General features: G+C 72.7%; 22 protein-coding genes. 20 read left to right on the top strand and 2 right to left on the bottom strand.

Translation table 11 applies throughout. The annotated features are described in order from the left end of the window. Positions 1-185 precede the first annotated feature (185 nt). Genes QSK34_RS25965 through QSK34_RS25955 form a run of 3 tightly spaced genes read left to right on the top strand, consistent with a single transcriptional unit; the run spans position 186 to position 2,082 of the window. Positions 186-722, top strand: a complete 537-nt coding sequence (locus QSK34_RS25965) for a helix-turn-helix domain-containing protein (RefSeq protein WP_161482709.1) — start codon at positions 186-188, stop codon at positions 720-722. A gap of 14 nt (positions 723-736) precedes the next feature. Further along, a complete protein-coding gene (locus tag QSK34_RS25960) occupies positions 737-1,057 on the top strand; it encodes a TIGR04076 family protein (RefSeq protein ID WP_161482708.1) in 321 nt (106 codons plus the stop codon). After that, positions 1,054-2,082 carry an LLM class flavin-dependent oxidoreductase gene (locus tag QSK34_RS25955; protein ID WP_285587537.1) on the top strand — a complete coding sequence of 343 codons (1,029 nt, stop codon included), beginning with the start codon at positions 1,054-1,056 and terminating at the stop codon, positions 2,080-2,082. The genes QSK34_RS25960 and QSK34_RS25955 overlap by 4 nt, the downstream gene beginning before the upstream one ends. Here QSK34_RS25955 and QSK34_RS25950 read toward each other — a convergent pair. Beyond that, positions 2,054-2,503, bottom strand: coding sequence for an Lrp/AsnC family transcriptional regulator (locus QSK34_RS25950; RefSeq protein ID WP_161482707.1), 450 nt, complete (start codon positions 2,501-2,503; stop codon positions 2,054-2,056). The genes QSK34_RS25955 and QSK34_RS25950 overlap by 29 nt on opposite strands. A gap of 120 nt (positions 2,504-2,623) precedes the next feature. Between QSK34_RS25950 and QSK34_RS25945 the strand changes: the two genes are divergently transcribed. The 17 genes from QSK34_RS25945 to QSK34_RS25865 all read left to right on the top strand — a co-directional run bounded on the left by QSK34_RS25945 (position 2,624) and on the right by QSK34_RS25865 (position 19,683). After that, positions 2,624-3,481 carry a tryptophan 2,3-dioxygenase gene (locus tag QSK34_RS25945; RefSeq protein ID WP_285587534.1) on the top strand — a complete coding sequence of 286 codons (858 nt, stop codon included), beginning with the start codon at positions 2,624-2,626 and terminating at the stop codon, positions 3,479-3,481. A 22-nt stretch (positions 3,482-3,503) separates the two neighbouring features. Then, positions 3,504-4,739, top strand: a complete 1,236-nt coding sequence (kynU, locus tag QSK34_RS25940) for a kynureninase (protein WP_285587532.1) — start codon at positions 3,504-3,506, stop codon at positions 4,737-4,739. Next, positions 4,736-6,061 carry an FAD-dependent oxidoreductase gene (locus tag QSK34_RS25935; RefSeq protein WP_285587531.1) on the top strand — a complete coding sequence of 442 codons (1,326 nt, stop codon included), beginning with the start codon at positions 4,736-4,738 and terminating at the stop codon, positions 6,059-6,061. Before kynU ends, QSK34_RS25935 begins: the two co-directional genes overlap by 4 nt. Next, positions 6,058-7,551, top strand: coding sequence for a 2-hydroxymuconic semialdehyde dehydrogenase (locus tag QSK34_RS25930; RefSeq protein WP_285587529.1), 1,494 nt, complete (start codon positions 6,058-6,060; stop codon positions 7,549-7,551). The genes QSK34_RS25935 and QSK34_RS25930 overlap by 4 nt, the downstream gene beginning before the upstream one ends. Continuing rightward, positions 7,548-8,336, top strand: a complete 789-nt coding sequence (locus QSK34_RS25925) for a 2-keto-4-pentenoate hydratase (RefSeq protein WP_285587526.1) — start codon at positions 7,548-7,550, stop codon at positions 8,334-8,336. The genes QSK34_RS25930 and QSK34_RS25925 overlap by 4 nt, the downstream gene beginning before the upstream one ends. Next, positions 8,333-9,238, top strand: coding sequence for an acetaldehyde dehydrogenase (acetylating) (locus tag QSK34_RS25920; protein WP_285587524.1), 906 nt, complete (start codon positions 8,333-8,335; stop codon positions 9,236-9,238). Before QSK34_RS25925 ends, QSK34_RS25920 begins: the two co-directional genes overlap by 4 nt. Beyond that, positions 9,235-10,242 (top strand): 4-hydroxy-2-oxovalerate aldolase, encoded by a 1,008-nt coding sequence (dmpG, locus tag QSK34_RS25915; protein WP_285587522.1) that lies wholly within the window; start codon positions 9,235-9,237, stop codon positions 10,240-10,242. The genes QSK34_RS25920 and dmpG overlap by 4 nt, the downstream gene beginning before the upstream one ends. Further along, positions 10,239-10,964 (top strand): 2-keto-4-pentenoate hydratase, encoded by a 726-nt coding sequence (locus QSK34_RS25910; protein WP_285587520.1) that lies wholly within the window; start codon positions 10,239-10,241, stop codon positions 10,962-10,964. The genes dmpG and QSK34_RS25910 overlap by 4 nt, the downstream gene beginning before the upstream one ends. Positions 10,965-11,013: 49 nt before the next feature. Continuing rightward, positions 11,014-11,439 carry a RidA family protein gene (locus QSK34_RS25905; protein ID WP_285587519.1) on the top strand — a complete coding sequence of 142 codons (426 nt, stop codon included), beginning with the start codon at positions 11,014-11,016 and terminating at the stop codon, positions 11,437-11,439. After that, complete coding sequence (locus QSK34_RS25900; protein WP_285587517.1) at positions 11,436-11,960, top strand: 3-hydroxyanthranilate 3,4-dioxygenase; 525 nt, start codon at positions 11,436-11,438, stop codon at positions 11,958-11,960. Before QSK34_RS25905 ends, QSK34_RS25900 begins: the two co-directional genes overlap by 4 nt. Then, positions 11,960-12,964 (top strand): amidohydrolase family protein, encoded by a 1,005-nt coding sequence (locus QSK34_RS25895; protein ID WP_285587515.1) that lies wholly within the window; start codon positions 11,960-11,962, stop codon positions 12,962-12,964. Before QSK34_RS25900 ends, QSK34_RS25895 begins: the two co-directional genes overlap by 1 nt. Next, entirely contained in the window at positions 12,961-13,992 is a 1,032-nt protein-coding gene (locus tag QSK34_RS25890; RefSeq protein ID WP_285587513.1) for an alpha/beta hydrolase family protein, read from the top strand. Before QSK34_RS25895 ends, QSK34_RS25890 begins: the two co-directional genes overlap by 4 nt. Before the next feature lie 66 nt (positions 13,993-14,058). Then, positions 14,059-14,430 carry a hypothetical protein gene (locus QSK34_RS25885; protein WP_285587512.1) on the top strand — a complete coding sequence of 124 codons (372 nt, stop codon included), beginning with the start codon at positions 14,059-14,061 and terminating at the stop codon, positions 14,428-14,430. After that, entirely contained in the window at positions 14,427-17,003 is a 2,577-nt protein-coding gene (locus QSK34_RS25880) for an NEW3 domain-containing protein (RefSeq protein WP_285587509.1), read from the top strand. Before QSK34_RS25885 ends, QSK34_RS25880 begins: the two co-directional genes overlap by 4 nt. A 128-nt stretch (positions 17,004-17,131) precedes the next feature. Next, positions 17,132-17,896 (top strand): CPBP family intramembrane glutamic endopeptidase, encoded by a 765-nt coding sequence (locus QSK34_RS25875; RefSeq protein ID WP_285587507.1) that lies wholly within the window; start codon positions 17,132-17,134, stop codon positions 17,894-17,896. A 9-nt stretch (positions 17,897-17,905) separates the two neighbouring features. Then, positions 17,906-19,021: a sensor histidine kinase gene (locus QSK34_RS25870; RefSeq protein WP_285587505.1), complete on the top strand. Its 1,116-nt coding sequence runs from the start codon at positions 17,906-17,908 to the stop codon at positions 19,019-19,021. After that, a complete protein-coding gene (locus QSK34_RS25865) occupies positions 19,018-19,683 on the top strand; it encodes a response regulator (RefSeq protein WP_285587503.1) in 666 nt (221 codons plus the stop codon). Before QSK34_RS25870 ends, QSK34_RS25865 begins: the two co-directional genes overlap by 4 nt. 9 nt (positions 19,684-19,692) lie before the next feature. Here QSK34_RS25865 and QSK34_RS25860 read toward each other — a convergent pair whose 3' ends face one another. After that, the gene (locus tag QSK34_RS25860) at positions 19,693-20,346 is read right to left on the bottom strand and encodes a DUF998 domain-containing protein (protein ID WP_285587502.1); all 654 of its coding nucleotides are present in this window, start codon (positions 20,344-20,346) and stop codon (positions 19,693-19,695) included. Between the last annotated feature and the right edge of the window lie 43 nt (positions 20,347-20,389).

Genomic DNA, 20,389 nt, shown 5'->3' with positions numbered 1-20,389 from the left:
CGTGCAGCCTTACTGCACGTTGACCGGGCACGCTAGGCCGTCGGCAGTGACCCCGTCAAGACCCGTCACCGCTGATCACCTGCCCACGACTGTCTGTTGACGGCGAATGCGCACACCCCTACGGTGCTGCACACGCGTGTAGTTAACCTGCACGTGACAGTGCGATGGTAGGAAGGACGGCGCGGGTGATCGGAGATCGCTTGCACGAACTGCGCACCGAACGGGGGATGAGCCTGCGCGCCCTCGCCGAGCAGGCCGGGGTCTCCCCGACGTTGCTCAGCCAGATCGAGCGGGGCGTCACCGAGCCCAGCCTGTCGACCCTGCGCCGCCTGGCCGGGGTGTTCGGCGCGTCCATCGCGTCGCTGTTCGAAGACCCCGCCGCGCCCTCGGTGTGGATCAGCCGGCCCGGTGAGCGCTCCACCCTCGGCGCGCCCAACGGCCAGATCCGCTACGAGCGGCTCACCCCCGGCAACGGGCAGCTCGAGGTGCTGCACGCGGTGCTGGCGCCCGGCGAGGTCTCCAGCGACGAGTTGTGGAGCCATCCGTCGCTGGAGTGCGTGTACGTCGTGTCCGGCACGCTGACCGTCCAGGTCGAGCGGTCGTCCTACACCGTGACCGCCGGCGAGAGCCTGACCCTCGACTCCAACCGCCCGCACCGCTACCTGAACACCTCCGACGCCGAGACGGAGATCGTTCTGGCCATAAACCCCCCGACCCCCTGAAAGGAGCCGGCCCGATGGACGAAACAGACATGGAGCTCTACGACCTCCGCGTCACCGTCGAACGCATCGAGGGCCGCTCGGTCTGCGGCATGAACGTCGGCGACCACTTCGACCTGACGAACAGCGCCCACCTGAAGCTGCCCGACGGGCAGCACTTCTGCGTGTACGCCCTGGCCTCCGTGCTCCCCTTCCTCGCGGCCAAGCAGCGCGACCTGGCGGCCGGCGACTGGCTGGCGCAGGACACGCAGTTCGCCTGCCCCGACCCCGAGGAGCGCCTGATCATGCAGGTCTCCCGCACCTGCCGTCGCCGGATGAACTCGGCGGACCTGACGTGAGCACCGTGCCCACCGTGGAGATCGGGCTCGGCCTGCAGAGCGACAAGGGCGCGGGCGACTACGCGGACCTGGCCCGCAGCGCCGAGGCGCACGGCTTCGACGTGCTGACCGTCTTCGGCGACCTCATGTACCAGCCGCCGATCTTCCCGCTGCTGGAGATGGCCGCCGCCACCGAGCGGGTGCGCCTGGGCGTGGCCTGCCTCAACCCCTACTCCCTGGCCCCCTACGAGATCGCCGGGCAGATCGCCGCGCTCGACCTGGCCTCGCGCGGCCGGGCCTACCTGGGCCTGGCCCGGGGCACCTGGCTGGGCGCGGTCGGCATCGACCAGCAACGCCCGCTGACCACCCTGGAGGAGTCGGCGCAGGTCGTCTACCGGCTGCTGCGCGGCGACGCCGGCGGCTACGAGGGCCGGGTGTTCCGGCTGGCCCCGGGCACCACGCTGCGCTACCCGGTGCACCGCCCCGACCCGCCGCTGCTGCTCGGCGCGTGGGGCGCCAAGGGCGCGGCGCTGGCCGGGCGCATCGCCGACGAGATCAAGGTGGGCGGCAGCGCCAACCCGGCGATGGTGAAGGTGATCCGCGAGCGGCTGCGGCCGGGCGCGGAGGCCGCCGGGCGCGACGCCGACGACGTCGGGATCGTGCTGGGCGCGGTCACCGTCGTCGACACCGACGGCAACGCGGCGCGGGCGCGGGCGCGGGCCGAGGTGGCCATGTACCTCGCGGTCGTGGCCGAGCTCGACCCCACCCTGGAGATCCCGGCCGACCTGGTGGCCCGGGTGAAGGAGCTGGTCGACGCGGGCCGGCACGAGGAGGCGGGCCGGCTCATCCCCGGCGACCTGCTCGACCTGTTCGCGTTCGCGGGCACCCCCGACCAGGTCGCCGAGCAGGCGCAGGCGCTCATCGACGCGGGGGTGCGCCGGGTCGAGTTCGGCACCCCCCACGGGCTGAGCGACCGGCGCGGCGTGGGGCTCCTGGGCTCGGCGGTGCTGCCGGCCCTCAGGCGGACGAGGTCCGGGGCGGCGTGACCGAGTGCCACGGGAGCGGGGTGGAGAGCACCATCGTGCTCGACGGCTGGCCGTAGGGCGCGAGGCGGTCAATGACGTGCTCGAAGGCGTCCATCGTCTCGGCGGCCACCTTGAGGATGCAGCAGGCGTCGCCGGTGATGCGGTGGATCTCCAGCACCTCCGGCCACTCGGCCACCGACGGGTCGCGCAACATGCAGCGGGGCCCGTAGCAGGACATCCGGATGATCGCCATCACCGGCCAGCCGGTCCGGGTGAGGTCGACCCGGGCGTGGTAGCCGGAGATGACGCCGGTCTCCTCCAGCCGCCGCACCCGCTCGGCCACGGCGGGCGGCGACAGGTGCACCCGGCGGGACAACTCGCTGAAGGACAGTCGCGCGTCGATCTGCAGCTCGCGCAGGAGCGCCCAATCCATATCGTCCATGGCGACCTTCGGTTCGTTAAGCGGTTGAGCGGTTTGGCCGTGAAACCACAGGCCAAGGGCGCATCGTACCTTTAAGTGCTCCTTCTCGCCATATGACCGTTTGGTGGAGCATGAGGTCTTGTGGAGAGCACCAACAGCACGCGCGCGGCCAGGGCCGCCGCCAACGGCGGGAACCCCACCCTGGAGTTCCCCGACGGCCTGCCGTACGACGTGTACGTGCACGCCGAGACCCTGCACTCGCTCCAGCAGACCATCAGCAAGGACCCCGGCGAGATGTCCTTCCTCATGGTCAGCCAGATCATGGAGCTGTACTTCGGCCTGACCTGCTTCGAACTGCGCGAGGCCCAGCGGCTGCTGCGCGACGACGACGTGTGGGCCGCGCTCGCCCCGCTGAAGCGGGCCGCCCTCGACATCCAGGGCCTCAACGCCGCCTGGCGCGGGCTCGACTGGATGACCCCGGCAGATTTCAACCGCTTCCGCGACCAGCTGGGTGAGGCGTCGGGCTTCCAGTCCGCCATGTACCGCCATATGGAGTTCCTGCTGGGCCTGCGCAGCGCGACCCTGCTGCGGCCCTTCCACCGCCAGCCCGAGGTGTACGCCGCCCTCCAGGCCACCCTGCGCGCCCCCAGCCTGTGGGACGACGTCATCGCCACGCTCGCCCGCCAGGGCTTCGACATCCCCCGCGACCTGCTCGAACGCGACGTGACCGTCGAGCACGAAGGTCATCCCGCCGTCGAGGCCGCCTGGGTCGAGATCTACCGGGAGAACACCCCCGGCAACCACCTCTGGTCGCTCGGCGAGGCGCTCACCGACCTGGCCGACGGGTTCGGCGACTGGCGCTGGCAGCACCTCAAGGCGGTGCAGCGGACCATGGGCGAGAAGGTCGGCAGCGGCGGCTCGGCCGGGGCGAACTGGCTGCGCCGCAGCATGGCCCGCGTGGTCTTCCCCGAGATCTGGTCCGCCAGGACCCTCGTCTGAGCCTCGTCCGAGCGGAGAAAGCATGTTCACCGAGGCCGACGCCCTCGAACGCGACCTGGCCGACCCCGGCCACCGCGAGCTCTTCCACGTTCCCCCGGCCGAGGGCGGCCGCTACGCCGAGACCGCCTACCTGGCCGGCAATTCTCTGGGGTTGCAGCCCAGGGCGACCCGAGGCGACCTGCTCGACGACCTGGACGCCTGGGCGCGCCTCGGCGTCGAGGGCCATCTCGACGCGGCCCGCCCGTGGTTGCCCTACCACGAGTTCCTGACCGGCACCGCGGCCCGGCTAGTGGGCGCGCTGCCGCAGGAGACCGTGGTGATGAACTCGCTGACGGTCAACCTGCACCTGCTGATGGTGTCCTTCTACCGGCCCACCGGCACCCGGACCAAGATCGTCATCGAGGACACCGCCTTCCCCTCCGACAGCTACGCGGTCCGCAGTCAGGCCCGCTTCCACGGCCTCGACCCCGACGCGACGGTGGTCAGGCTCGACCCCGCCGACGTGCTGAGCTACCTCGCCCATGAGGGCCACGAGGTCGCCCTGGTGCTGCTCGGCGGGGTCAACTACCTCACCGGCGAGCTCATGGACATCCCGGCGATCACCCGCGCGGGGCACGAGGCCGGCGCGCTGGTCGGCTGGGACCTGGCGCACGCCGCCGGGAACGTCCCGCTGGAGCTGCACGAATGGGGGCCCGACTTCGCGGCCTGGTGCTCCTACAAGTACCTGAACGCGGGGCCGGGCGCGCTCGGCGGCGTGTTCGTGCACGAGCGGCACCTCGGCGACCCGGCCGTGCGGCGGTTCGAGGGCTGGTGGAGCACCGAACCGGCCACCCGCTTCGAGATGACGCCGGTCTCCCGTCCCCCGGCGACGGCCGACGCGTGGCAGATCTCCAACCCGCCGATCTACGCCATGGGCCCGGTCCGCACCTCCCTGGAGATCTTCGACCGCGTCGGCATGGCCGCCCTGCGCGCCCGGAGCACCCGCCTCACCGGCTACCTGGAAACGCTGCTCGACGAGCTCCCGATCACCGTGGTGACCCCGCGCGACCCCGCCCGGAGGGGCAGCCAGCTCTCCCTGCGCATCGGCGGCGGCAGCGCCCACGAGCTGGCCAGACGGCTGCGTTTCGAGTTCGGCGTGATCACCGACGCCCGGGAGCCCGACATCGTCCGGGCCGCACCGGTGCCCCTGTACTGCACCTACCACGACTGCTGGCGTCTGGCCGACGCCCTCGCGCACGTCATCGAGGAGGTCCGATGAGCGACCCGGACGAGATAGCGGTGGTCGGCGCCGGCCTGGCCGGCTGCCTGCTCGCCTGCTTCCTGGCCCGGCGCGGCCTGCGGGTCGCCCTGTACGAACGGCGTCCCGACCCCCGGACCGGCGCGGTCGAGCGGGGCCGCTCGATCAACCTGGCCCTGTCGGAGCGCGGCCTCGACGCGCTGCGCCGCATCGGCCTGGACGAGCAGGTCATGGCCGACGCGCTGCCGATGCGCGGCCGTGTCATCCACCCCGTGAAGGGCGAACTCGACTTCCAGCCCTACAGCCACGACGGGCAGCGGGCGATCAACTCGATCAGCCGCTCGGCCCTCAACAACGCCCTGCTCACCGCGGCGGCCGGGCAGCCCGGCGTGCGCATCGCCTTCGACCACCGGCTGACCGCCCTCGACCCGCGCACGGGCGAGATGACCTACGAGACCCCCGGCGGCACCACGAAGGCCAGGGCGGCCGTGGTGCTCGGCGCCGACGGCGCCGGTTCGGCGGTGCGGGCCCAGTTGCTCGCGCACGCCGGGCTGACCGAGAGCCTCGACTTCCTCGACTACGGCTACAAGGAGCTGCGCATCCCGCCCCGCGACGGCGAGTTCGCGCTGTCCCCCGACGCGCTGCACATCTGGCCGCGCGGCACCTCCATGATGATCGCGCTGCCCAACCCCGACCGCTCGTTCACCTGCACCCTGTTCTGGCCCACCAGCGGCACCAGCAGCTTCGCCTCGATCGGCAGCCGGGCGGCGATCGAGCGCCACTTCGCCGAGCACTACCCCGACCTGATCGAGCTGGCCCCCACCCTCGTCGAGGACTACCGGCACAACCCCGTCGGCCCGCTCGGCACCGTGCGCTGCACCCCCTGGCACGTCGGCGGCACCGCCGCGCTGATCGGCGACGCGGCGCACGCGATCGTGCCGTTCTACGGCCAGGGCGCCAACTGCGCCTTCGAGGACGTCGTCGAGCTCGACCGCTGCCTGGAGGAGACCGGCGGCGACTGGACCCGCGCGCTCCCCCTCTACGAGGAGCGGCGCAGGGACAACACCGAGGCCATCGCCCGGATGGCCCTGGCCAACTTCGTCGAGATGCGCGACAAGGTCGCCTCCCCCGTCTTCCAGCTCCAGAAGAAGGTGGAGCACGCGCTGGAGCGGGCCCTGCCCGGCCGTTACGTCTCCCGCTACGAACTGGTGTCCTTCTCGACCGTGCCCTACGCGCAGGTCTGGCGGCGGGTGCGCCGTCAGCACCGGGTGCTCGGCGCGGCCGTCGGCGCGGGGGCGCTGCTCATCGGCGGCGCGATCCTGCGAGGGAGGCGGAACGCATGACACTGTGGACGCCGGACCTGATGTCCGGACGCCCGGCCGGCGAGCCGGGCCTGCTGCGCAACTTCGTCGACGGCCGGTTCGTGCCGGAGGGGAAGAGGTTCGCCAAGGTCAGCCCGGTCACCGGGGAGACCGTCTTCGAGGTCGCCGAGGCCGGGGCCGACACCGTCGACGCGGCGGTGCGCGCCGCCCGCCGGGCGCTGCGCGGGCCGTGGGGCCGCATGGACGAGCGCGCACGCGCGAAGCTCCTGAACGCCGTCGCCGACGAGCTCGACCGGCGCTTCGACGACCTGGTCACGGCCGAGGTCGCCGACACCGGCAAACCGATCTCGCAGGCCAGGACGCTGGACATCCCGCGCGGCGCGGCCAACTTCCGGGCCTTCGCGGAGATCGCCGCGACCGCCCCCACCGAGTCGTTCGTCACCGGCGGCCGGGCGATCAACTACGCGGTGCGCAAGCCCGTCGGCGTGGTGGCGGTCATCGTGCCGTGGAACCTGCCGCTGCTGCTGCTGACCTGGAAGGTCGCGCCCGCGCTGGCCTGCGGGAACGCGGTCGTCGTGAAGCCGTCGGAGGAGACGCCGGCGTCGGCGACGCTGCTGGCCGAGGTGATGGCGGCGGTCGGCGTGCCCGACGGCGTGTTCAACCTGGTGCACGGCTTCGGCCCCGGCTCGGCGGGCGAGTTCCTCACCACGCACCCGGAGGTCGACGCGATCACCTTCACCGGCGAGTCGGCCACCGGCAGCGCGATCATGCGGGCCGCCGCCGACGGCGTGAAGGCGGTCTCGTTCGAGCTGGGCGGCAAGAACGCCGGGCTGGTCTTCGCCGACGCCGACCTCGACGCCGCCGTGGAGGGCTCGGTCCGCTCCAGCTTCACCAACGGCGGCCAGGTCTGCCTGTGCACCGAACGGCTCTACGTGCAGCGGCCGGTCTTCGAGGAGTTCACCGAGCGCCTGGCCCGGCGGGCCGCCGAGCAGGGGTTCGGCTGGCCGTCCGACCCGGCGACCGGCACGATGCCGCTGATCTCCCGCGGCCACCGCGACAAGGTGCTCGGCCACTACGACCTGGCCCGCGCCGAGGGCGCGACCGTGCTCGCGGGGGGTGAGGTGCCGGTCTTCGGCGACGCCCGGGACGGCGGGGCGTACGTGCGGCCGACCGTGCTCATCGGCCTCGGGCCGGACGCCAGGACCAACCGGGAGGAGATCTTCGGCCCGGTCTGCCACGTCGCCCCGTTCGACGCCGAGGAGGAGGCGTTCGCGCTGGCCAACGACAGCGCCTACGGCCTGGCCGCGACCGTCTGGACCCGGGACGTCGGCCGCGCCCACCGGGCCGGCGCCCGCCTCGACGCCGGCATCGTCTGGGTCAACACCTGGTTCCTGCGCGACCTGCGCACCCCGTTCGGCGGGGTCAAGGCCTCGGGGGTCGGCCGCGAGGGCGGCGTCCACTCCCTCGGCTTCTATTCGGAGCTCACCAACGTCTGCGTGGACCTCACATGACCGACATCCAGCGCGCGGCCGACGTCCTGCGGGCCGCCTACGACACCCGAACGCCGTGCCCGCCCCTGCGCGGGGACCTGCTGCCCGAGGGGGACGTGGCCACCGCCTACGCCGTCCAGCGGGCGCAGGTGGAGCGCTGGACCGCCGAAGGGCGGCGGCCGGTCGGCGCGAAGATCGGGCTGACCAACCCCGTCGTCCAGAAGGCCCTCGGGGTGTTCCAGCCCGACTTCGGGGTGCTGTTCGCCGACATGGCGGTGCCCGACGGCGCGGAGGTGGCCCCCGGCCGGGTGCTCCAGCCGCGGGTGGAGGCGGAGATCGCGTTCGTGCTCGGCGCCGACCTGCCGCACGAGCAGGTGACGGTCGTGGACGTGATCCGCGCGACCGACCACCTGCTGCCGGCCATCGAGATCGTCGGCTCGCGGGTGGCGAACTGGGACATCTCCATCGTCGACACCGTCGCCGACAACGCCTCCAGCGGCCTGTTCGTGCTCGGCACGAGCCCGCGCCGCGTCGCCGACGTGGACCTGCGGCTCTGCGGCGCGGTGCTCGAACACGACGGCGAACCGGTCTCGGTCGGCGCGGGCGCGGCCTGCCTGGGCAACCCGGCGCACGCCGTGGCCTGGCTCGCCGAGACCCTCGCGCGGGCGGGCAGCCCGCTGCGGGCCGGCGACGTGGTGCTCTCCGGCGCGCTCGGGCCGATGGTCCCGGTGACGCCGGGCGCGGCCTACGAGGCCCGCATCTCGGGCCTCGGCTCGGTCAGGACCTGTTTCGGAGGTGGGGAATGAGCGCCGGAGTGGCGGTGATCGGGTCGGGCAACATCGGCACCGATCTGATGATCAAGGTGCTGCGCCTGTCGACGACGCTCCGCATGGTCGCGATGGCCGGGATCGACCCCGCCTCCGACGGCCTCGCGCGAGCCCGGCGCATGGGCGTGGCCACCACCGACAAGGGCGTCGAGGGCCTGGTCGCGATGCCGGAGTTCGCCGACGTCGACGTGGTCTTCGACGCGACCTCCGCCGGGGCCCACCGGCACAACGACGAGGTGCTGCGCGCTCACGGCAAGATCGTGGTCGACCTCACCCCGGCCGCGCTCGGCCCCTACGTGGTGCCGCCGGTCAACCTCGGCGAGCACCTGGGCGAGCGCAACGTCAACATGGTCACCTGCGGCGGCCAGGCCACCGTGCCGATCGTGGCCGCCGTCGGCAGGGTCACCCCGGTCGTGTACGGGGAGATCGTCGCCTCCATCGCCTCCCGGTCGGCCGGGCCGGGCACCCGCGCCAACATCGACGAGTTCACCGAGACGACGTCCCGGGCGATCGAGGTGGTCGGCGGCGCCGAACGCGGCAAGGCGATCATCGTGCTGAACCCGGCGGAGCCCCCGCTGCTGATGCGGGACACCGTCTACTGCCTCTGCGCCGACGCCGACCGTGCGGCGATCTCCCGCTCGGTGACCGAGATGGTGGCCTCGGTCCAGGAGTACGTGCCCGGCTACCGCCTCAAGCAGGAGGTGCAGTTCGATCCCGTGGACGCCCACGTCCCCGCGCTCGGCCGGCGGTTCGCCGGCCTCCAGGTGTCGGTCTTCCTGGAGGTTTCCGGGGCCGGGCACTACCTGCCCGAATACGCCGGGAACCTCGACATCATGACCTCGGCGGCGCTGCGCACGGCCGAACGGATGGTGACCCGGTGAACCGCCTCTACGTCCAGGACGTCACCCTGCGCGACGGCATGCACGCCATCGCCCACCGCTACACCCCCGCCCAGGTCGCCGAGATCGCCGCCGCGCTCGACGCGGCCGGGGTCGACGCGATCGAGGTCGCCCACGGCGACGGCCTGGCGGGCTCCAGCGTCAACTACGGCCACGGCGCGGCCGCGGACGCCGAGTGGATCGAGGCCGCCGCGTCGGTCATGACCAGGGCCCGGCTCACCACGCTCCTCCTTCCGGGCATCGGCACCATCGCCGACCTGAAGGCCGCCCGCGACCTCGGCGTCACCAGCGTGCGTATCGCCACCCACTGCACCGAGGCCGACATCGCCGCCCAGCACATCGCCTGGGCCAGGGACAACGGCATGGACGTCGCGGGCTTCCTGATGATGTCGCACATGGCCGACCCCGCCACGCTGGCCGGACAGGCGAAGCTCATGGAGTCGTACGGCGCCCACTGCGTCTACGTCACCGACTCGGGCGGCCGGCTGCTCATGCGCGACGTCGCCGAACGGGTCGACGCCTACCGGCAGGTGCTCGACGAGGGCACCGAGATCGGCATCCACGCCCACCACAACCTGTCGCTCGGCGTCGCCAACAGCGTCGTCGCCGTCGAGCACGGCACCACCCGGGTCGACGCGTCGCTGGCCGGGATGGGCGCGGGGGCGGGCAACGCCCCGCTGGAGGTCTTCGCCGCCGTGGCCGAACTGCACGGCTGGCCGCACGGCTGCGACGTGTTCGCGCTGATGGACGCCGCCGACGACCTGGTCCGGCCGCTGCAGGACCGGCCGGTGCGGGTCGACCGCGAGACGCTCTCGCTCGGCTACGCCGGGGTCTACTCCAGCTTCCTGCGGCACGCCGAACGCGCCGCCGACCGCTACGGCGTGGACGTGCGGGCCATCCTGGTCGAACTGGGCCGCCGCCGGATGGTCGGCGGCCAGGAGGACATGATCGTCGACGTGGCGCTGGACCTCGGAGGGAAAGCATGATCAGCGAACTCGCCGACCGGCTGGACCGGGCGGCGCTGACGGCCACGGCCATCCCGCGCCTCGCGGCGGCGGCCGGTCTGGACCCTGCCGGGGCCTACGACGTGCAGCGCGCGCTGGTCGAACGGCGGCTGGCGCGCGGCGACCGGCTGACCGGCGTGAAGATGGGCCTGACCAGCCGCGCCAAGATGGCGCAGGTCGGCGTGGACGAGGTCATCTGGGGCCACCTCACCGACGGCATGCGGATCGACGACGGCGGCCGGGTCGACCTGACGCGGCTCATCCACCCCCGGGCCGAGCCGGAGATCGCGTTCCTGGTCTCCCACTCGGCCGTCGAGGCCGTCGCTCCGGCGCTGGAGGTGATCGACTCGCGCTTCGAGGGCTTCGACTTCTCGCTGCCGGACGTGATCGCCGACAACACCTCGGCGGCCGGCTACGTCGTCGGCCCGTGGCGGCCGGTGCCCGACGGGCTGGACAACCTCGGCGTGCTGCTGGAGGTGAACGGCCGCGTCGTGCAGACCGGCTCGACGGCCGCCATCCTCGGCGACCCGCGCCGGGCCTTCGACGCGGCGGTCCGCCTGGCGGGCGGGCGCGGCGTGGAACTGCGGGAGGGCTGGATCGTCCTGGCCGGGGCCGCCACGGCGGCGGTCGCCCTGAAGCCGGGCGACCACGTCCGCGCGGTCATCGAGAAGCTCGGCACGGCGTCCTTCAGGGCCGGCTCATGAGCACGGGCGAGACCGCGCCCGGGGCTGTCACCCGCCATGGGGCTCTTTCATGAGCGCGGGCAGGATCGTTCCTGGGAAGGCCACCCCACGCGGCCGGTTCCCGCACCTGAAGATCGCCGGTGGGTTCGCCTTCGTCTCGGGCACCTCCAGCCGTCGTCCCGACAACACCATCGCGGGCGCGAGCGCCGACGCGATGGGCACCACCTCGCTCGACATCCGGGCGCAGACCCGGGCGGTGATCGAGAACATCGGCGAGATCTTGGCCGCCGCCGGGGCGGGCCTGTCAGACCTGGTGCAGGTGACGACCTACCTGGTCAACATGAACGACTTCGGCGGCTACAACGAGGTCTACGCCGAGTACTTCGACGAGACCGGGCCCGCCCGCACCACCGTGGCGGTGCACCAGCTTCCCCATCCCCATCTGCTGATCGAGATACAGGCCGTGGCGCTACTCCCGGAAGGAGTCGACGAATGACCGACATCACGGAGCCGGTGAACTTCCCCGGCTGGATCGAGGGCAACAGGCACCTGCTCAAGCCGCCGGTCGGCAACAAGGAGATGTTCCCGGGCGGGTCGGACTTCATCGTGCAGGTCGTGGGCGGCCCCAACCAGCGCACCGACTTCCACGTCGACCCGTACGAGGAGTTCTTCTACCAGGTCAAGGGCAACATGCACGTCAACCTCATGACACCCGAAGGGCCGCGGACCGTGCACATCCGCGAGGGCGAGATGTGGATGCTGCCGGGGAACGTGCCCCATTCGCCGCAGCGGCCCGAGGCGGGCTCGATCGGCATGGTGGTCGAGCGGGTGCGCGAGGAGGGCACGCTGGAGAGGTTCCAGTGGTACTGCCCCGACTGCGGCAACCGCGTCCACGAGGTCGAGCTCCAGGTCCGCGACATCGTCACCGACCTGCCGCCGGTCTTCCAGGCCTTCTACGCCGACGAGGCCGCCCGCACCTGCACCGAGTGCGGCGCGCTCCACCCGGGCAAGGGCTGATGGCCGGGCCCGTCGTCGACGTCCACACCCACCTGGTGCCGAAGGGGTGGCCCGACCTGGCCGCCCGATGCGGCGGCACGGGCTGGCCCTGGCTGCGCGTCGACTCCGAACGCGCCGCCATGATCATGGTCGGCGAGACCGAGTTCCGCCCGATCGGCGCGGAGGCGTGGGATCCGGGCACCCGCCTGGCCGACATGGACGCCGACGGCGTCGACGTGCAGGTCGTCTCGCCCACGCCGGTCTTCTTCTCCTACGACCGCCCGGCCGACCAGGCCGTCAAGGTGGCTCGCGTCTTCAACGACCTCACGCTGGAGATGACCGGGGGCGGCGACCGGTTCGTACCGTTCTGCCAGGTGCCGCTCCAGGACCCGGAGGCGGCGTGCGAGGAGCTCGACCGCTGCCTGGCCAACGGCCACGCAGGCGTCGAGATCGGCAACCACGTCGGCGACCGCGACCTCGACGACGCGGGCATCGTGATGTTCCTGCGGCACTGCGCGGAGGTCGGCGCGCCGGTCTTCGTCCACCCGTGGGACATGCCCGGCGGCCCGCGGCTCGACCGCTGGATGGCGCGCTGGCTGACCGGCATGCCGGCCGAGACCCACCTGTCGGTGCTGGCGCTGGTTCTCGGCGGCGTCTTCGACCAGGTGCCGGAGACGCTGCGCCTGTGCTTCGCCCACGGCGGCGGCAGCTTCCCGTTCTGGCTCGGCCGGGCCGACAACGCCTGGCACCGCCGCGGCGACGTGGTGCGCGGCCGGTCGGCCCACCCGCCGAGCCACTACGTCGGCCGGTTCTCCGTCGACAGCGTCGTGTTCGACCCGGCGGCGCTGCGCCTGCTGGTGGACGTGCTGGGCGAGGACCGGGTCATGGTCGGCAGCGACTACCCCTACCCGCTGGGCGAGCGCCCGGCCGGCAGGGTCGTGCGCGACGCGGCGTTCCTGAGCGCGGAGCAGCGGGACAAGCTGCTGTCCGGCAACGCCCTGCGTTTCCTCGGGAGGACACGATGATGCTGGTGGCGCTCGCCCCCGGCCTGACGGCCGACCCCGATCTGGTCCGGCACGTCGCCGAGACGGAGTTCCGGCGGCTGGGGATCGACGGCCGCGTGGTGACCGGCCTCGGCGAAACGGCGGAGGCGGTCGTCGCGGTGGGCGCACCGGTCCCGCACCCCGCGCCGGTGGTCTGGTACGACCCCGCCGACACCGGCCCGGCCGAGGTCTCCCCCGGGTCCGCCCACCTCTACGGCCGCGGCCTCTGGGGCCTGACCTGGGCGATCCGGCACGCCTACCACCGCCTGCGCCACCCCGCCGAGCGCGTCGCCTACGGCCCCGGCGACGAGCAGTGGGGCGAGCTGCGCCTGCCGCCGCACCACAGCGGCGGCCGGTTGCCGGTCGCGGTGCTGATCCACGGCGGCTACTGGCGCTCGATCTGGGCCGCCGACCTGATGGACGCCCTCGCCGTCGACCTGGCCGGACGCGGCTACGCCGCCTGGAACCTCGAATACCGCCGCCCCGACCGGCACGGCTGGCAGGCCACCGTCGCCGACGTCGCGGCCGGCCTCGACCGCCTGACCGGCATCGATTCCCTGGACTTCGACCTGGACCTCGATCGGGTCGTGGTCTTCGGCCACTCGGCCGGCGGCCAGCTCGCCCTGCGCGCCGCCGCCGACGACGGCCGGATCGCCCTGGCCGTCTCGCTGGCCGGGGTGCTCGACCTCAGTGAGGGCGAACGCCGCCGCGTCGGCACCGGCGCGGTCCCGCACGCGCTCGGCGGCTCCTCCGCCGAGATCCCGGAGGTGTACGCCGCCGCCGACCCGATGAGCCGCCTGCCCATCGGCGTCCCGCAGCTCGTCGTCATCGGCCACGACGACGACCTCGACCTGATCGACTTCAACCGCCGCTACGCCGCCGGGGCCGAGGCGACCGGCGACGACCTCACGTATCTCGAAGGACCGGGCGACCACTTCGCGGTGATCGACCCCACGTCGGAGATCTGGAACTCGGCCATGACGGAGGTGGATCGCAGGATTCGTTATTGACGTCAGACGTCATACGAATTACGTTCCCCGGTGGATCAAGCGCCCTCACCGGAAGAAAGGAACACTGTGCGTCCGTCCCCTGAAACGCGCAGACGTCCCGCGGCCGCCCTGGCGGCCGCCCTCACCACCGCGCTGCTCACCGGCGTGTTGTCCGTGCCCGCCCACGCCGCGCCCGCGAGCCACACCATCGTGGTCGCCGCCACGGGCGCGGCCAACGCCGACGACGACGGGAACGGCCGGCGCGACGAGCCGCTCGCCACGCTCGCCGAGGCGCAGCGCCGCGTCCGCGCCGCCCTGGCCCAGGGCGAGGTCAACGTCACCGTGGAACTCCTCGACGGCGTCCACCGGCTGACCGCGCCGCTCCGCCTGGACGCCGCCGACTCCGGCGCGCGGGCACCACCGTCACCTGGACGGCCGCCCGCGACGCCCACCCGGTGATCAGCGGCGCGACGCCCGTCACCGGCTGGGAGCTCGACGACGCCGCGACCGGCGTCTACAAGGCCGCTGTGGGCACCGGCTTCGACACCCGCCAGCTCTACGTCGACGGCAAGCCCGCCCAGCGGGCGCGGCTCCGGATCGCCCGGAGCGACATCACGCTGAACGCGGCCGGCTTCACGATCAACAACCCGGCGCTGGCCTACCTGTCCGGCCTGCCCGACCAGAAGCGCATCGAGCTCCAGGCGATGTTGTCGTTCACCAACCGGTTCGCGCCCGTCGAGAGCATCACCGGCTCCACGGTCGTCATGCAGCAGCCGGCCTGGGACAACAACACCTACGGCTACGACACCGTCCAGTCGCCGCTGCGCACGCCCACCTTCACCCTGCTCAACTCCAAGAGGTTCCTCGACGAGGCGGGCGAGTGGTATCTCGACACCACCGCGGGCGTCCTCTACTACAAGCCGCTGCCCGGCCAGGACATCACGAAGGCGCGGGTGGAACTGCCCCGCCTGGAGTCGTTGCTCCAGGTCGGCGGCACCTACGACGCCCCGGCGCGCAACCTGCGCTTCGAGAACCTGACGTTCACCGGGACCACGTGGCTGCACCCCGGCACCTCCGACGGATACGCCAACCAGCAGACCGGCGTGTTCATCAGCGGCGTCCAGCCGCACCGGCCCGCCGACGCGTTCACCTCCTGCGCGTTCGGCTGCAAGGGGTTCGAGGGCTCGCGCAACGGCTGGGCCCAGTCGCCGTCGGCCGTCCAGGTCTCGGCCGCCGAGGACGTCACGTTCACCGGCAGCACCTTCGTCAACCTCGGCTCCGTGGCGCTCGGCATCGGCAACGACGCCAACGCGCACGCCAGCGGCGTCGGCCTGGGCGCGCGCCGGGTGTCGGTCGTCGGCAGCACGTTCACCGCGAGCGCCGGCGGCGGGATCATGGTCGGCGGCGTGCGTCCCGACGCGCACCACCCGTCCGACCCCCGCATGGTCAACAGCGACATCTCGATCCGCGACAACCGCGTCTACTCGACCGCCCTGGAGTTCCTCGACCAGGACGCGATCTTCGCCAGCTACGTCACCCGGTTGTCGATCGAGCACAACTACGTCTCCGACATGCCGTACACGGGCATCGGGCTCGGCTACGGCTGGGGCGCCAACGACCCGGGCGGCAGCCCCGAGTACCTGAACCGGGGTCTGTACGACTTCCAGCCCGTCTACGACACGCCGACGACCCTGAGCGATGTGCGCGTGGTGGGCAACCACGTCCGCAACGTCGTGCGGACCATGTTCGACGCGGGCTGCATCTACACCCTGTCGGCCATGCCGCGCAGCGTCATCGACGAGAACTACTGCGAGAACAGCGGACAGCTCGGCCTCTACTTCGACGAGGGCTCCCGCTACCTGAGCGCCAGCCGCAACGTGTTCGTGCGGACCGCCGGGCAGTGGGCGCACGCCAACAACCAGAACGGCAACCGCACCGGCGACCTGACCCTGATCGACAACCACACCACCAACCCGGCGATCACCGGCATCACGAACGGCAACCGCGGCAACGTCACCCGGGGCAACCTCACCGTCACCGAGACCACCCTGCCCCTGGAGGCGAGCCGGGTGATCTACCAGGCCGGTCCCACCGGCGACCACCGCGGCGCGCCCGACCCGCAGCGGCCTCCCGTCGGCGCCGCCCTGTCGGCCGACCCGGCCGTCCTGCGGGCCGGGGAGTCGGCCGAGGTCACCGTCACCGTGCGGAACTTCAGCCCGCGCCGCGCCTCGGAGCTGGCCGTCGCCCTCACCGTCCCCGACGGCTGGCGGGCCGAACGTGTCGGCAAGCCCGTGCCGTACGGCCTCGACTCCGGCACGTCCGACGCCGAGACGTGGCGGGTCACCGCTCCCGCGTCGGTCCCGGCGCCGGTCAGCCGGGCGGAGGTCAAGGCGGCCGTCACCGGACGCGCCGACCAGGCCGCTTTCAGCCTGACCCGATCGGCCACCCTGACCGCGTTGAACCCCCTCACCTCGATGAAGGGGCACGGCTCGGTGCCCAGCCAGTTCGCCGAGGCCGGATCGGAGTTCGTCATCCTGACCTCGGGCGCCGACATCTGGCAGGACGCCGGCGGCGCCTTCGACGAGTACGGGGCCATCTACCGCGACGACGTGGCCGGTGCCACCGCCACCGTCTCCGCGCAGGTCACCCGCATGGACAACACCAACGCGTGGGCCAAGGCCGGCGTCGTGCTGCGCAACGACGTCACCGGTTCGGCCGCCTCGCCGGGCTACGCGGCCATGGTCGCCACCCCCGGCAACGGCGTGGCCTTCCAATGGGACGCCAACGGCAACGGCTACCTCGACTCCTTCAGCGGGGCCTCGGGGGTCACCGCACCCGTGTGGGTCCGGCTGGTCCGCACCGGCGACCAGGTCAGCGGCTACTACTCCCGCAACGGCACGACCTGGACGAAGGTCGGCCCGACCGTGACCCTGCCCGGCATCGCCGAACGGCAGGACGCCGGGCTCATCGCCACCTCCCACGCGGCGAACGTGACCGGCCAGTTCGCTTTCCGGGACTTCACCGTGAGCTGACCGCACGACGCATCCCCCGTGAGAGCTACCCGAAGTGTTCACCTCACGGGGATTCGTGACCCGCGCCCGCATTCGTAGCGTTTCCGGCGTCTCGCCGTACGGATGCGGCGCGGGTCACCGGAGGTTCCATGGACACGACACAACACGCCCGTTCCCCGCTCGTCTGGCTCCCGGTCGGGGTGGTGGCCGTCGGCGCGGTGTCGGCGCCGGCCGGGGGCGGTGCGGTGCTCGCCGTCGTGGCCGCGGTGGCGGCCACGGCCGTCTACTGGGCGGTGATGCGGTGGGTGGCGCGGCGTCCGGTGCCCGAGCTGGCCGGGCGGGGAGCGGGGCGGGAGGCGCTGACCGGCGGGGCGATCGGCCTGGGGTTCGTCCTGGTGTCAGTGCTGGTGATCACGCTGTTCGGCGGCTACTCGTTCACCTGGTCCCGGGGATTTTCGGCGCTGGTCCCGGTGGTCGCGGTCGCGATCGGCGCGGCCGTCACCGAGGAGCTGCTCTTCCGGGGGCTCGCGCTGCAGGCGCTGGAGGCGCTGTTCGGCAGCCGGGTCGCGCTGGCGGTCACCGCGTGCCTGTTCGGCGGCCTGCACCTGGCCAACCCGGGCGCCACGTTGTGGAGTTCGGTGGCGATCGCCGTCGAGGCGGGGGTGCTGCTGGGGGCCGCGTTCCTGTGGCGGCGCACCATCTGGTTCGTCGCCGGGCTGCACTTCGCCTGGAACGCCGCCGAGGGACTGCTGGGCATCCCCGTCTCCGGGCACCCGTCCGAGGGAGTGCTGACCGCGCACGTCTCCGGACCGGAGTGGCTGACCGGCGGCGGGTTCGGGCTGGAGGCCTCCGTCGTCCCGGTCGTGGTGAGCCTGCTGATCGCGGCGGCGATGTTGCGCCGCGCCCGCCGCTAGGCTCGTCGGATGCCGGCCAGAAGGGACATACTGCTCGCCGCGCTCCTCACGCTGCTGGCGTTCGTGCCGACCGTGTCGGTCATCGGGGCCGAGATCGGCGACCTGCCCAAGCGCCCGCCCGACGCCCTGTCCGTGGCCGTGACCCTGGCGCTGACCGTCCCGCTGACCGTCCGCGCCCGATGGCCCGGCGCCTGCCTGGTGGTCGTCGGCGGCGCGTTCGCGCTGCACCAGGCGCTGGCCCTCCCCTCGACGTTCGGCACGGTCGGCCTCTACGTGGCGTTGTACAGCGCCGGGGCCCACCAGGCGCGGCGGCGCCGGACGACGCCGATCGCGGCGACCGCCGCCTACGTCCTCCTGGCGGTGCTGCTCCACCTGCTGGGCTCGCCGCAGCGGATCCCCGACTTCGTCGCGTTCTCCCTGGTGCTGGCGGTGACCTGGACGGCCGGAGCGGAAGTGCGCCGGCGGCGGGCCGACGAGGCCGAACGGCGGCGCCTGTCGGCGGAGGCGGCCGTGGTCGCCGAACGCACCCGGATCGCCCGCGAACTGCACGACGTGGTCACCCACCACGTGACCGCGATGGTGGTCCAGGCCGACGCCGCCCAGTACCTGCTGCCGGGCGCACCCGACCGGGCCGGCGAGTCGCTCACGGCGATCAGCGGCACCGGCCGCCGCGCGCTGACCGAGCTCCGTGCCCTGCTCGGCGTCCTGGAGGCCACCGGCGAGCCAGCGGCCGACCGCACCCCGGCCCTGGGCACGGTGGGCGACCTGGTGGAACGGGCCCGGTTGTCCGGCCAGCCCGTCGAGTGGACCGAGCACGGCCACCCGCTCGCTCGGAGTGTGGACGTCGAGCTGGCCGTCTACCGGGTCGTCCAGGAGGCGCTCACCAACGCGCTCAAGCACGCGGCCGGGCACCTGACCGCCGTGCTGGTCCGCCACGGCGACACCCACATCGAGATCGAGGTCACGACGGAGGGCCCCGTCGCGTCGGGCGGCCAAGGCGGTGGACGCGGCCTGGCGGGGCTGCGTGAGCGGCTGCGGCTACTCGGCGGCGAACTGGCCGCCGGGCCACGCCCCGGAGGCGGGTTCACCGTCCGCGCGCTCATCCCGTCGAGGAGTGACACGTGATCCGGCTGCTCGTGTGTGAGGACCAGGCGCTGGTGCGCGCCGGATACGTCACCATCTTCGACGCCCAACCCGACATGGAGGTCGTCGGCGAGGCGGCCGACGGCCGCGCGGCCGTGGAGGCCGCCCGGCGGCTGAACCCGGACGTGATCGTGATGGACATCCGGATGCCGGTCGTGGACGGCATCGAGGCCACCCGGCGGCTGGCCGGCCCCGGCGCCGCGAACCCGGCCAAGATCCTCGTCGTCACCACCTTCAACGTCGACGAATACGTCTACGAGGCCCTCCGCGCGGGGGCGAGCGGCTTCCTGCTGAAGGACGCCCACCCGGCCGCGCTGATCGACGGCGTGCGCACGGTCGCGGCGGGCGACTCCCTGCTGGCCCCCGCCGTCACCCGCGCCCTCATCGGCCGCTACGCCGAACGGGTGCGCCCCGCCTCCCCGCCCGGCGCGCAGGTGGTGGACGTCCTGACGCGTCGCGAGCTGGAGGTGCTCAGGCAGCTCGCCGCCGGGTTGTCCAACGCGGAGATCGCCATGCGGTTGTCCATCACGCCGGAGACCGTGAAGACCTATGTGTCCCGGATTCTGACCAAGCTCGACCTGCGCGATCGGGTCCAGGCCGTCGTCCTGGCGTACCGGATCGGGCTGGTCTCCGACCCCCGGTGATCCTGGCGATCAGCCCGTGACCGGGCGCCGCCGCAGCGCCGCCCCGACCAGGGCGAGGCCGATCAGGAACGGATAGACGACGCCGCGTTCGACCAGTCCGATGAGGAGGCCCACGCCCGATTCGAGCAGGGCCATGTAGCCCGCCAGCGAGACCAGGCCGATCACCCCCGCCGCGACCAGAACCCGGCCGAGCCTGCGGGACAGCCCGAGGAGCCGGTGCGCCGTGCCGAGGAGCACGGCCAGGACGTTGCCGCCGACGAACGCCGAGAAGGCGCCCAGCCCGTGGAAGTCGGTCGCGGTGCTCGTCGTGTCGCCCGACCCGGGGAAGAACGCCAGGACGACGCCCCCGGCCGCCAGCAGCACCCCCATCGCGACGATCGGCAGGCGGCGGCGTCCGGGCAGCCCTCTCAGCAGGACGACACCGGCCAGCGCGGCGAGGCCGAACAGGAAGAAGCCGGTGTTCATCACCCAGGCGAGCGGCGAGTACATGTACTGCCCGAACGCCGTCGTGGGACCGTGCACCCCGAGGTTGCTGATGAAGTGGTGCGTGTAGCTGTAGGGCGGGTCGCTCCACGCCGCCGCCGCGACGAACTCGGCGATGAAGTAGACGCCGGCACTGGCCATGAGCGCCGCCCCGGCCGCGCGGCTCTGTACGTCGGACACGGTTTCCTCCTGAGGTCCGGAAGTGGTCTGCGAAGACTGGGGC

It is taken from the genome of Herbidospora sp. NBRC 101105 (assembly GCF_030269205.1).
Taxonomy (GTDB): domain Bacteria; phylum Actinomycetota; class Actinomycetes; order Streptosporangiales; family Streptosporangiaceae; genus Herbidospora; species Herbidospora solisilvae.
Note: the sequence above shows the minus strand (reverse complement) of the source record. Positions and strands in the feature narration are given on the sequence as shown.